This is a genomic window from Coleofasciculus sp. F4-SAH-05, from assembly GCF_040222985.1.
Classification (GTDB): domain Bacteria; phylum Cyanobacteriota; class Cyanobacteriia; order Cyanobacteriales; family Coleofasciculaceae; genus Coleofasciculus; species Coleofasciculus chthonoplastes.
In genome coordinates this window covers 19,622-32,643 of the sequence record NZ_JAVKBY010000254.1, presented here as the reverse complement: position 1 = coordinate 32,643, position 13,022 = coordinate 19,622, and the positions used below count along the sequence as shown (strand labels likewise).

At 47.1% G+C, this 13,022-nt stretch carries 8 protein-coding genes; 2 read left to right on the top strand and 6 right to left on the bottom strand.

The features are described from left to right. Positions 1–72: 72 nt before the first annotated feature. Positions 73–234 carry a hypothetical protein gene (locus tag RIG27_RS31080; protein ID WP_446350947.1) on the bottom strand — a complete coding sequence of 54 codons (162 nt, stop codon included), beginning with the start codon at positions 232–234 and terminating at the stop codon, positions 73–75. A gap of 25 nt (positions 235–259) precedes the next feature. On the opposite strand from RIG27_RS31080, the gene RIG27_RS31075 reads away from it, so the two are divergent. Both RIG27_RS31075 and RIG27_RS31070 read left to right on the top strand, forming a co-directional pair. Next, positions 260–2,836: a cellulose biosynthesis cyclic di-GMP-binding regulatory protein BcsB gene (locus tag RIG27_RS31075; protein ID WP_446350946.1), complete on the top strand. Its 2,577-nt coding sequence runs from the start codon at positions 260–262 to the stop codon at positions 2,834–2,836. Between the two features lie 240 nt (positions 2,837–3,076). After that, the gene (locus tag RIG27_RS31070; RefSeq protein ID WP_446350945.1) at positions 3,077–5,701 is read left to right on the top strand and encodes a glycosyltransferase family 2 protein; all 2,625 of its coding nucleotides are present in this window, start codon (positions 3,077–3,079) and stop codon (positions 5,699–5,701) included. A 62-nt stretch (positions 5,702–5,763) separates the two neighbouring features. Here the strand turns inward: RIG27_RS31070 and RIG27_RS31065 are convergent, their stop codons facing one another. From RIG27_RS31065 to pdxA, 5 genes are all read right to left on the bottom strand, one after another. Further along, positions 5,764–5,964: a hypothetical protein gene (locus tag RIG27_RS31065; RefSeq protein ID WP_446346558.1), complete on the bottom strand. Its 201-nt coding sequence runs from the start codon at positions 5,962–5,964 to the stop codon at positions 5,764–5,766. Positions 5,965–5,967: 3 nt separating this feature from the next. Beyond that, the gene (locus RIG27_RS31060) at positions 5,968–7,365 is read right to left on the bottom strand and encodes a DUF4231 domain-containing protein (protein WP_446350944.1); all 1,398 of its coding nucleotides are present in this window, start codon (positions 7,363–7,365) and stop codon (positions 5,968–5,970) included. A gap of 265 nt (positions 7,366–7,630) precedes the next feature. Further along, on the bottom strand, positions 7,631–8,389 hold the full coding sequence (locus RIG27_RS31055; protein WP_446346562.1) for a hypothetical protein: 759 nt from the start codon (positions 8,387–8,389) through the stop codon (positions 7,631–7,633). A 144-nt stretch (positions 8,390–8,533) separates the two neighbouring features. Continuing rightward, positions 8,534–11,716, bottom strand: coding sequence for a TRAFs-binding domain-containing protein (locus RIG27_RS31050; RefSeq protein ID WP_446350943.1), 3,183 nt, complete (start codon positions 11,714–11,716; stop codon positions 8,534–8,536). Between the two features lie 204 nt (positions 11,717–11,920). Further along, the gene (gene pdxA / locus RIG27_RS31045; RefSeq protein WP_446350942.1) at positions 11,921–13,021 is read right to left on the bottom strand and encodes a 4-hydroxythreonine-4-phosphate dehydrogenase PdxA; all 1,101 of its coding nucleotides are present in this window, start codon (positions 13,019–13,021) and stop codon (positions 11,921–11,923) included. Position 13,022 lies beyond the last annotated feature (1 nt).

Sequence of the window (13,022 nt, the reverse complement as noted above, 5' to 3'; positions counted from 1 at the left end):
TGGCATCGAGTCGAATACCGATTCAGAGGACTAGAAAATGTCACCACCGTTTCTACAAATAACCGGGTTCAGTCAACCTGTTACTCCTTGGACTGAAGCGGGAATGCTATCTACAAACACGCCTATTTCTAATAGATTTCGTGAGTCAACGATGTAACTTGTCATCGTTTCGGGGACATTTGTCCGTAAACCCTTACGACGGACGAATGACAAATGACAAATGACAAATGACAAATGACAAAACCGTAATAGTTCTCCTATGAAACGCCTGTTTCGTCACTCCCAATCTCCAAATCCTTCCACCCATCGCGGACGTCAGCGCTCCACCCGTGTATCTACAGGAACGCGACTCGGATTGTTGCTTCTGTGTAGCGTTTTAGTCGTCGGGCTGGTGATCACGACCAACTTTGCCGTCGCTCAAAGCGACAGTAGCCTGCAAGAGCAGGAAGATCAGTTAATTCGTGAATATACCCTACCCACCACGCCCCAGAAAGAACCTGTTTACAAACCCGCTCCGGCGTCTCCCCCGAAAAAATCCACATCGCCAACGCGCAAGCGAACGACGCCTGCACCTAGTCAACCGCCGCCGCAGAGCCAGCCCACTCGTTCCGCACCGGCATCAACTGAACCCGAAGCACCTGCACCCGCACGTCGTTCTCCTGCACCCTCCTCACCTGCTCGCGAGGAAGAAACGGCAGAGGCTGAACCCTTACCCACAGAAGAATACATCCTGCAATTCAATCGCTCCCCCATCGTCGGGAACCGCTTCCGATTCCGAGGTGTGTATTCTGAAGCGCGACTCGGTTTTACCCGTCCCCGGGGCTGGAAAATCCAAGGGGCGAAAGCCCTAATTCGGTTCCAGCATTCACCTGCCCTAATTGCCAAGGACTCCAATCTCACCGTCCGAGTTAATGGCACGAGTGTGGGTTCAGTCCCCCTCAACCGCCAACAATCGGAAATCGGCAGCGTCCTCTTCAACGTCCCCTCCCGACTGATTCAGGACTATAACGAACTGACGATTGTCGCTCGCCAAAGTAATGACGAAAAATGTAGTGATCCGGGTGACCCCACGCTTTGGACAGAAGTACTACCGGATTCAGAATTACAGTTTGAATATCAGCCCCAACCGATTCCGCTCAACTTTAGCCGCTATCCCTATCCTTTCTTTGACGACCTCAGTTTAGATACCAATCGCATTGTTTATCTCTTGCCCAAGGTTAACGACACCTGGTTAACCGCCGCGTCTCGCTTTCAAGCCGCATTAGGCAGAATGGCAGAATTCCGTCCCATTGATACGGACATCATCAACGATTTAGAGGATGTCGAGTGGGGTCAACGGTTGGTCGTCATTGGCACACCCGCCGAACAACCTGCATTAGCGGATTTGGATCTGCCCTTTAGCATCAGTGGCAACCAAATTTTAGATGGGAACCAAGTCGCTTTACCCAGTGACGTGGGTATCTTAATGATGACCACCACCTTAGATGGGGCGGTTCCCGTTTTAGTGGTGACAGGCAATGGGGCGGACGGTGTTGCCAAAGCTGCCCAGTTTTTAGTCCAGCCTGACAGCCGTAAATTTGGTACAGGTCAAGCTGTATTGGTGAATAGCCTCAAAGAGATAGACACACCATCACTCCGGAATTGGCCCGGTTATTTACCGGAAAAAAATTCCTTTACCCTCAGCGAAATTCAAACCCAAGCCAACGGGGAGCCATTTCAAGACATCACGGTACGCGGGTCAGGCGCCCCCCCAATTCTGATTGATTTTCACGCTTTGCCGGATGACCAATTTGCCCGGGGAAGTTCCATGACTATGCACTATAGCTATAGTCCGCAAGTTAATCCCCGGACTTCTGCGGTAGAAGTCTTACTGGATGGAACGTTTATCGGTGGGGCGCGGTTGAGTTCAGAAGACGGTGCCAAGCGAAAACGATTGAAGGTAGATTTACCGCCGCACTTAATTAAACCCGATTCCCAAGTGGAAGTGGCATTCCGCCTCAATCCCAGAGAACCGGGTGTATGTGGTAAAGTCACTGACCAACAATTGACGGGAACTCTCCATGCAGACACTAGCTTCAACCTGAACCGCCAACAATCGGTACAACTCCCCGATTTAGAACTGTTCCAGGAAGGTTATCCCTTTGCTGCACCCCAGGATTTGTCCAGAACCGCGATTGTGGTGCCGGATTCTCCGAGTAATACGGATTTGCTGACGCTGTTAACTATTAGCGAACGTCTGGGACGACTGAGTAAGGCAGATTCAGTTAATTTAGATGCCTATACAACGACAACGTTGCCTGCTGAGGTGCGCGAGAGTCACCATTTGGTGGGAATTGGTACCAGAGAGCAATTTCCCTTCCCCGAGGTGTTTGATGGCAGTGGTTTCCGCTTACGGAATGCTTTTTCTCGCCAATGGAATCAAGGCAGCATTCAATCGTTACCAGATAACGAAGGCATGATTAAGGAAGTTATGTCACCTGATAACAAGGAACGGGTGCTGTTGGCGCTAACGGCACAGACATCGAATGGGTTAGCACGAGTGCTTGAGGTGATTAAGAAAGATCCGTTTTTCTTCCAACTCCAGGAAGATACGGTACTGATCAGCAGCAATCAGCAAGATTCGGCTAGCTATGATCCGGATGCCTACACATTGGAATTCTTAGAACGTGCGCCTTCGACTCGTCGGATTGAAAATACGGGAGTGTTGAGTAAGGTGTCACGCTTTATTCAAGACAATTGGTTTTTCTTACCGGCTGGCATTTTCGCGATCGCGCTTTTGCTCTATGGGATTTCTCAGTTCTATCTCAAGCGACTTAGTGATCAAAAGAGTCATTAGTTATTGGTCATTTGTCATTAGTCATTGGTCATTAGTCATTTGTCATTAGTCATTGGTCATTTGTCATTTGTCATTTGTCATTTGTCATTGGGAAAATCTTCCCCATCTCCCTCATCTTCCCCTGCTCCCCCAGCTCCCCCTGCTCCCCCAGCTCCCCCAGCTCCCAGACGTTGCATGCAACGTCTCTACATTGCTCCCCCTGCCTTCTACCTTCTTGTTCACTAACCCTTACCATTGAATATGTCTTCATCTTCATCTAAATTCCAGCGATTTCGTCCCCGACGCCCTTTTGCCACTGACTGGCTAGTTGATGTTCTGCCTCGGTTTTTTGACCGTACATTGGAACGCATTGGTATCAGTCATTTAAAATGGCTGGTTCTATTTCTACTGGTGATTTCGATTCCCCTAGTGATTACCCCACTCAAGGTTTGGCAGCAAGGGGTTGTCGCTTTTTTTGTTTTGGCGATCGGGCAAGTGGTTGTGCGAGCGGAAAACCGCGTTAATGATAAACAAATTAGTGAGTACTATCACCTATTTTTAGTGTGGTTGAGTTTAGTCACTACCTCTCGCTATCTTTACTATCGCCTCAACTACACGCTCAACTTTGATGCCTTTATCAATGGCTTATTTTGTGTATTGCTGTTGATCGCTGAACTCTATGCCATCCTCACCCTAGTCCTAGCTTATTTTCAAACCTTGCATATTCAAGACCGTGAACCAGTCGATTTGTCGGCATATCCTCAAGACCAGTGGCCCAAGGTCGATATCTATATTCCCACCTATAACGAAGATGTCGAAATTGTCCGCAAAACGGCAATTGGAGCCATTGCAATTGACTATCCGGAAGACAAAAAAAAGGTTTATGTTTTAGATGATGGTCGAGCCGAGAAATATAAAGCCCGTCGCGAAAAATTACGAAAAATGTGCGAAGAAGTTGGCTGCACGATGATGACGCGGGATAATAACGAACATGCCAAGGCGGGGAATATTAATACCGCGTTTCGTCGCACCAAAGGGGATTTGGTCATGATTCTTGACTGTGATCATATTCCTGTCCGAGATTTCCTTAAACACGTAGCGGGCTTCTTTTTTGATCCAAAACTGGCTTTTGTGCAAACCCCCCACTGGTTTTTTAATCCCGATCCTTTTGAACGGAACCTGCGTACAGATGGCAGGATTCCAGTTGGTAATGAGTTATTTTATAAAGTCCTCCAAAAAGGGAATGACTTTTGGAATGCGGCATTCTTCTGTGGTTCAGCGGCAGTCATTCGCAAAGAATATGCCCTACAAGTGGGTGGGATTGCTACCGAAACCGTAACTGAAGATTGTCATACTGCATTCCGATTGCATTCTCTGGGATACAAGTCATTTTACTACGATAAAATCATGATTGCGGGTTTGGCGCCAGAAAACTTTTCCTCTTATGTGGGTCAGCAAGTCCGATGGGCGCGGGGTATGGCGCAGATTTTGCGGATTGAAAATCCAGTGTTAAACCGTAAGCTCAATTTGACGATTCCCCAGCGGATTTGTTATTTCAGCGCCACATCTCACTTCTTCTACGGTTATCCCCGACTGATTTATGCGATCGCGCCAACCCTATTCTTATTGTTTAGAATCAACCCGATTCAGGGTTTGGGATTGGAAACCTTGGCTTATGCACTTCCTCATATTCTCTTATCCCTTAATACCAACTACATTACGTATAAGCATGTGCGCTTTTCTTTCTGGAATGAAATTTTTGAATTTGTCATGGCATTCCAGGCGGGGTATGTGACGACAATGGCGTTAATTAATCCCAATCTGGGTTCTTTTAACGTCACGGACAAAGACATGACCCTGATTAAACGGGAATTTAGCTTCTCCAATTTTGATTGGCAATCTGTACGGGGTTTGTTAAGTGTAACCGGTTTGGTGGTGTTAGGATTAGCGTCTGTTCCTTTTTGGTTGATCCTACGTCCAGAGGATACAGAGGCAGTTTTGGTTAACGCCTTGTGGTGTGTTTTTAACTTAACTCTGTTAATGGCAGCATTACTGGTTGCCTTTGAACAACCCCAAGAACGCACCGCCCACCGCTTACGGCGACGGCTGGGGGCAACAATTTACAGCTATGACAAAAGTTGGAGTGGCGTGACGCTGGATGTTTCGGAAACCGGAACTCGAATGATCTTAGAAGTCGAAGGTCAACCCAATTTACCCGATGAAATCGAAGTTGAATTGGTGGGTGATTATGGGGCAAGGGTGATTATGGAGGCTCAGATTGTGGTGGCAAAGTCGGTCAATGAGCATCAAATGGAATTGGCGGTTAAGTTTATTAATGTCACCCAATCCCAGCGAGATAATTTAACCTTAGTGACGTATTCCGACGTGAAGGAATGGTATTCACAAACACGGGAATATGTGGATAAACCGTTGCAGTCCTTAGGATTTTTGGCTACAGGTCTTTTCCGTGCTTTCCAGGAATTTAAGGTGGATAAAGGGGCAGTAAAAGTCCGCAAACGGGTTCAAGCTTCAGCTCAATTGTTTTGGGAAGGAGAATTTTATTTGGCAACAGTGACCGCAATTGGGGCGACAAGTTTGCGATTAGAACTCGATGATTCTATTACATCGAATGCTAAATTACTTAAGCCTGATAATTTAAAGAAAATGCAGCAAGAAAAACCCTTAGTGGGCTTGCTATTAAGCCAAGACGCCATGAGCCAATCACGGGAGCGATTTTTAACCCAAATTCTCTCATTAGAAATTCTGGTTCCGGGGGATAGCAGTAGTTCTTCGCCGAAGAAAATCGCGCTAGAATTAAGTTTCCCTGATCAATTCAAGGATCGGCAGTCTGCCAAAATTAAGGAGCTGGTCAGAGTATTGCATTGATGATAGACCCTATTTATCAGCACGCTTCGTGCTGACTACGAACGTGCTGCTGTATCTTTCCCTTACTGACTCACCAATTGCTGAATCACAGAGGTTTGCTGCTCAATCACCGTCGTTTGCTTCTGAGACAGAGCAATTAAAGACGTAATTGACTCTTGCTGCACCTCATTTATCGATTGCATTGCTTTGATCTGCTCTTTAAGTTCCTGAATCGCTTCCTTGAGTTCCTGAACTTGAAAAAAAACTTCTTCTGTGGGTTCCATACCTTAACCAATTACCGCCTTACCTTTCTCAACATACTTAGAAAAAACATCCCAACCGTTATAGCCGCCATTCACCAATTTTCTGACTTTACGCCAATCTCCCACTTTTGCAGCAGTGGCGACTCCTCTATCTTTGAAGTAACAAGCTAGTATCTTAGCAGAAATTTCCGGGTCTAGAGCTAATTCAGGATTATTCTCCAAATCCACCCCCAATTTTTGCCCATACGTGCGATAATTGGCTCTCCCCGTAATCTGAATGTAGCCTCTACCGTGATACTTTGCTCCATCTCCTGGATACACGTTGCCTAAATCCCGGCGTCCTTCATAATGTTTAGTAAAATATTTTGTTCCACCAAACTCATTAATGGGTTTAAACCCGTTGGTTTCCACTCGCACCGTTGCCAGTAAACCAATTAGCACCTGCTTATCCAAAATGTCATAGTCCTGAAGCGCCTCCAGTACCCCCGGTAAATATTTCTGGCTATCACTTAGGGGACAATCCATTATTTTTGCCGCTTGTTCGGGTGTAATCAGTTGCGGTACGGCGGGTTTAGCTGGCTCACTATTTCCTTTACCATTCATCGATGCTTGTTTTTTGGGTTCTTCCGGTTCGTCTTCTTCAAACCAAACCATTGCGGCGGCACCTAGCGGGGGCAAGTCTTCGAGAGTAACCGGGGTAGTCTGGACATCTTCCCCATTGTTTTCCGCATCTTCCAGGGGCGCTGAACGCTCATTTTCCAAACGCTCTTTCTCTTCTCGCCAGCGGCGTTTTTCCGCTTCAAGTCGCCGAAATTGCTCCTGATACTCCATTTGCTGGTTGAGATTCTCCAGGGCTAGAGCCGAATTTTGAGCCACTGTTTCTTCTGTCTTTTGCTTGCTGTTCTTTTCTGTTTCTTCAAACTGAGCAACGAAACCCTGCACGTCTTTCTGAATCAACTGCTCAACGTGATAGGCAAAGGTGGCATAAGCATCGTCGTGGGATTCAAACTGACTGTATTGTCCAGCCATTTGCAGGAATTGCCAGCCCTCAATTTTCATATTTTCGGCTGTATTGCGGAATTGCTTATATTTTTCCCCATGAGCGAAAAATTCTTCCACGGCGGCGGAAACGGCTACCGCTTGACTCAACCCAAACGCACTCCAGCCGACAATTTCCTGTATCCTAGGATTCGGGCTTTTGAATCCCACCAGAGCGGGTACGATGACACCACCAATAATAGTTAACAGCCTCAGAGAGTGATGGCGATCGCGTTCCTTGGTTGCCCGTCCTTCCAGCCACAGCACTTGATCCAACCACCGGGCTTTCATAAAGTCCTTTTTCAAGGTGGGCAAGTCCGTCTGCTCGATTAAGTTACTCAGGTGTTGCCTAAGATATTGACTGTAAGAGTTCTTTTTTGCCACGTTCTATGCCTTGATCTGCAAGAGTCTATACAACAAGGGTGGGCTTAAGACATTATGAAATGACCCAGCGAATAATTTAGTTTTAGCAACAAATGCTTCATGCACCATTCAAACAGGATCAGCGGTATACGTCTCAATCAACTTAATTTTTATTATGTCATAAAAAAAAATACATTAGCATCAATCTCCGAATTACACTTACTCTAAAACCTCCGATTTAACCGAATCAATGTCAACGCTTCTTCCCACCTTATTTGGAGACAATTTATTCGGGCAACGCATCCGCAGGTCGAGAAAGCATCTGTGCAATCAGATGAGCCAGTGCTGCTGCATCTTTACTCACATCAATAGCGTGCAAAAGTCCCGATGCCACTAAATCTGTGGCTCGCTCATCGGTTACCTCTCCCTGCAATGCGGCTGCCAATTTATCAGCCGTTCGTCCACTCCCAGCTAGGATAATCGCAGGTCGCTTGGCTTTCACACTTTGCGCCACATCCTGCCAGGTAATCTCACCACCATTCACCACAATCGTAACCGAAGGTAACCCCTTAGCTAAATGATTACCAATCTCAGATAACCAGGGGGATTCATCTCCCCAATTGCAGCCGGGAACTAAGACAAAGTGGGTGTGATTTGGCTCTAGCATCGCCGCATCAGCATTCATGCTTTTAACACCAGGAAGCATAACCGTACCTATCGCGGCGACACCAATTAATGGGAATGTGGCACAAATCCTTGTCCGCGCTTGACCTATAAATTGCATAATCCCCGCATCCGTCCCCCCATCGACAACCACCACTCCCAGTTGTTCAGCCAGAGGCGCAATCACTTCGAGAAAAATGCGTCGCAAATCATTTTTGTCAGACTCACTAATCTTACTCGCTCCACCCACTAACGCCAGGGTAGGACGGGGTTGGTCAAGACCAAGCTGGTGCAACGCCGCCGCCAACGCCGTGGGACTGTGAACTTGAACAACATGGGCGGTGAGGTTATTGTTAAAGGTTAAAGTACAGGAGTTTTTCATTGAATTGACTCTAGAGAGAGAATATTTTAACCATCAGTTTAACCGTGTCATCGAGGACAATGATCTTAAGATTAAGCCACGTCAATCCTTAAGAGCAACAAGGATAGCCTGTAGAGACGCGCCATGGCGCGTCTCTACATTTATTTAACTGGCTAATACCTTCGTCCTCGTGTTCCAGTAGTCAAATTTGGTGGTATCAATATGCTCAACTACGCCTCCTAAGTGGCGTACCTGATGAACCATGTCACCTGTACCTCCGGGCGCGTCACCGCCTTTACCGTTCCACAGAACAATCAGTCGCACGCGATCAATGCCATACATTAAGGTAGAATACAACGCCCAGCGATTATTGCGCTCGAAGGCATTATCCCCTATCGGCACGTCTCCCAATCGTTCCGGTTGCAGATGAAACGACACATTGGGGTGATTCTGAATCGTATAGAAACGGGATACCCAGTTATCCCCAGCAAAACTAACGGATTCGAGAATAAACTGAGCTGGGGTAAAGGGCAGAAATACCTCCACCTTCATATTCCGCTTTAAGCAGGCTTCGATAAACAAAATATCACCGCCACAGGCTGCACCGGGAGCAATTGCCAAGCAATTGGTACTGGGTTTTAACTTATCCAGAGTCTCCTCAATTTTTTGCTGCGCCTCATTTTCCATGGTGGCGGGAAAACGCGGTTGCTCCCTGGTGGGACTATCAATCATGTGACCGGAAAAGAGGATAACTTGTGTGGGTTCTGGTTCGCTCTCATCCGCCGTTATTGCCGTTTGATTGTTCAGTCGGTCGAGTTCCCCTTGGATCACCACTTGTCCTGCTTGTACATACTCCGGGCGGAAAGAAAGCGCCGCCAAAAGTTCCAGTTGATTTAGGGTGGCTTCTAGGGCAAATTTATTGTTCCAAAGTAGCGTTAGCGCCTTTTTATAGGCTCGCATTACCTGTTTCGGATGGTCGGCTGCTAATACCGCTAAATCTCCTAAGGAAACATACGCCCAGGTATCATTTTCATTGGTCTTAATTGCACTTTCCAGGCAGAATTGAACTGCCCCTTTGAGATTGGGCAACTGTTGCCGCAGGGCTTCTCCTTCGGCATCACTATCGATATCACAATGCTGGACTAAATAATCGAGAAGGACTAATAAGGTTAGGGCATTAATCCCAGCATAATAGTGATTGTGATTCAGCCGATAGGCTTTGAGATAGGTATCAACGGCTTTTTTGAGTAAGTGAGCGGCATCATAGGCAGCGCTCAACCGCTCCGGCTGATCTGAGATTTCTTTCCATTCATTGCGCCACATTTCTTTGTAAATGCGAGCTAAGTAACAGAGTGCATCTATATTTCTGGGTTCATCCTGGAGCAATGATTCTAATTTGACAATCCCTTCATCAAATTGCTTTAAGCGGCTGAGGTGAAAGGCTTCTTCTTTACGAAACTCAGAATTTTTGGAGTTGATTTTCAAGCCTTGGCGATATTCTTTGAGCGCTAGGGCATGATTGCCTAGATTTTTTAGGGCTTTCCCTGCTTCCGCCAGGGCTTCTTCTTTAATTAGGGGATTACTTACCTCTTCGGTTAATAACAAAACATCCCCAATCCGCTTTTGTCGCTGGGCAAGCACCACCCGCTCTTGCCATTCTTTGTATTCCTGCCAGTATCCGGTTGCCAGGGGGGTTTGCAAGGACTTGCGATCGGGTTCATCCAGTCCGGTTAAAATACTGAAAATTGGGCTATGAATGCGGTTTTTGTCCGAATCCCAGGTGGCACGCGCCATTTTCACGATCGCTTGCTTGTCTTTGTGTAAATACTCTGGGTCAGGACAACCGCTATCATCACAGTGATAGGGGAGTGTTCGCACATTGAAAATGTCGTAAGGCATGTAAGCCCGACCACATTGGATGTGAATCAAGCCGCGCTTACGCAGGGCGTGGCGAATGCCTAACTCGTAAAACACGTTGGCATTATCAATACTTAAATCTGCCAGAACTAGGTCAGCGAGCAATAGCTCCTGAAACATATCCGTCAAAATATCGCCGCTAACCATTTCTTCATCGGCGCGAAATGACTCAAATCCTGCCTCTTCTAACGCTGGCTTAATTAAGTTTCGATAAATGCTGTTAAAGTCAATCCAAAGCCCATCGGGTCCTTTTTTTCGTCCAAAGGGCATCACTACAAAGGCATGAGGTAATCCTTTTTTCGGCGGCTCCTGAGGAGGTTCTTCAACTTTTTTGATTACCTCCAATGTTACCGTTTCTTTGGGGGTTTGGGCGGCAACGGCTAGGGTTTCAACTTTGTTTGCTTCTTCTTGGAGTTCGACAATGGGTTCAATAATTTTTGGCGCGGGATGTTTGAGCGCTTCTGTGAGTAAATCATCACTCGGCTCCAGCAAGGGTGTGGCAATTTGACGCCGTTCGTAAATGGGTTGACTATAGTAATTCCAGAGCGTATTTTCTGTCGCCAGCACGAGCTGAAAAAATTCCTCGCCTGTCTGCTCTTTGGCGGTTAACGTTTGCCAGCGATCGCGAATCATGTTGAGAGCTACAATTAGCTGGTTATTCGCATTCACGCGATCGTCGATTCGTCCTAGTTCTAACCACAGGCTGAATGCTGTTGCCAAAAACAGGGTAAACGCCACCCAGACGCCGACACTCACGCCTAAAACGGGTAATAATGCACTCAATCCAGCCAAACTGAACAGGATAATTTGTAAGCGAGTGCGAGTGGTGTTGAGTTGGGCGAGTTCTTGGGTATATTGTTGCCGTTGCGCTTCTAGGCGATAATGCAAGTAATCTGGGGGCAGTAAATCCGTAAAACCCGGATCATGATTTTGGTATTCGCCCTTCTCATCCGGGGGAAGATTACCCGTATAGGGTTGCATTACTAAATCACTGCCAATACTATCAAATACCTGGCGTTGAATCGCTGTAACTCGTTCATTCAACCATTGATGACGATTCTCTTGTCCCGGTAGCAATGTCCGATACAGATAGATCGTTTTGCGAATTTCCTCAGCACCAGCATTGAGGATTTGCCAATACTGTCCTTGTTGCAGGTTGCGACTAATCGCTAAAATGATCACATTGATAATCGGAACTAACACTAAACCAATGATTAATAGTCGTCCCGGTGGGGCGGCGATGAGTTGCCTATCTGTACTGGCGATAACCACCGCTAGGAATGTGGCGATCGCACTGAGCAAAATTGAGCCACCCCGAAGACTTAAATATTGTCTATAAGTGATTGCAGCTTGGGTTTTAAGCTGGGCATATCGCTGCCATGCTGTTTCTAAAACTAAGGAGCGATCGCCTTTGAGATCCTGTTCTATCATTACTCTGCTTGATCCTACTGCTATCCTATGACTCAGCCGAAAAAGAGGGACTAGCTCCACTACGCTAACATCTAGCTTTATCGGAATCACCTCTTGACAGAATCAATTAAATATGATAATTGATAATTATTGATGGTTTGGCAGGGTGGGTTTAGTAATGACGATCTGTGCCGTTAACTTTTATTATCCCTACCTACTTATCCGTCAAACCCGCCCCGACAAAAATTGCCTGTGTCGCACCAATTGTGCCGCTAGTTGAATCGCCGCTTTCATACTGGTAGGATTAGCAATTCCCTGACCGGCAATATCATAAGCTGTACCGTGATCCGGAGAGGTTCGCACAAAGGGTAGACCAATGGTTGTGTTAATCGCTCGGTCAAATGCCATGAGTTTAACCGGAATTAAGCCTTGGTCATGATAAAGTGCCAAATACCCATCAGGGAGATTGGGGATTATGGGATTATCGTACCAGGCTTGACCCGCTTTTACCCAAAGGGTATCGGGTGGTACAGGTCCATCCAATTTTAGCTGAGGACGTTGCTGTCGTTCCTGTTCGAGCCAGGGAATCAACCAGTCTTTTTCCTCACTCCCTAATTGTCCCTGTTCGCCACTGTGGGGATTTAACCCAGAAATGGCAATGCGAGGGGTTTCTACGCCAAACTCCAGCCGTAAGCACTCCACCAGTAAATCCAGTTTTGTTCTCATCAAGTCTGGGGTTAAGGTATGGGGGACTTGATCCAAGGGAATATGGGTTGTGGCTAACAGGGTTCGCAATAGCCACCCGGTATGAGGCGATCGCGCGACGAATAACATCCCGAATCGCTCAACACCAGCCGCCTGTGCTAGCACTTCGGTTTGACCGGGATAATGATGTCCGGCGGCTTTCCAGAATGACTTGGCAATCGGCGCGGTGACAATTCCCTCAAACTCACCCGCCAAGGTTTGCGCGATCGCACGTTTCAAGTAAGCAAAACTCGCCTCTCCACTCGCCGCATTTCCCCGCCCCAGGGTAATCTGACGTTCGGTTGAGGCGTCTAAAGGGATATCTAATATGGATAGGTTATCCGGTTCAGCTAGAGGCGTGGTACTGTCTACGGTGTGCCGCAATTCCTGATACGCCGTCTGTAACAACGAGCGACTACCAATGACTGTTATATCAGCATCCTGAGTCATCTGCTCATCTGCCAACGCCTTCAGCACCACCTCCGCACCAATTCCAGCCGGATCACCCAAGGTGACAGCTAAACGGGGACGCCCTCGGGGGGGATGGCTTGATTGTGTAAACAAATGTTTTTCTGTTTTCATT

Excerpts from the sequence above, each read along its gene's own strand:
- RIG27_RS31075 (WP_446350946.1), top strand. The coding sequence starts at position 260 with ATGAAACGCCTGTTTCGTCACTCCCAATCTCCAAATCCTTCCACCCAT.
- RIG27_RS31070 (WP_446350945.1), top strand. The coding sequence starts at position 3,077 with ATGTCTTCATCTTCATCTAAATTCCAGCGATTTCGTCCCCGACGCCCT.
- RIG27_RS31065 (WP_446346558.1), bottom strand. The coding sequence starts at position 5,964 with ATGGAACCCACAGAAGAAGTTTTTTTTCAAGTTCAGGAACTCAAGGAA.
- RIG27_RS31055 (WP_446346562.1), bottom strand. The coding sequence starts at position 8,389 with ATGAAAAACTCCTGTACTTTAACCTTTAACAATAACCTCACCGCCCAT.
- RIG27_RS31050 (WP_446350943.1), bottom strand. The coding sequence starts at position 11,716 with ATGATAGAACAGGATCTCAAAGGCGATCGCTCCTTAGTTTTAGAAACA.
- pdxA (WP_446350942.1), bottom strand. The coding sequence starts at position 13,021 with ATGAAAACAGAAAAACATTTGTTTACACAATCAAGCCATCCCCCCCGA.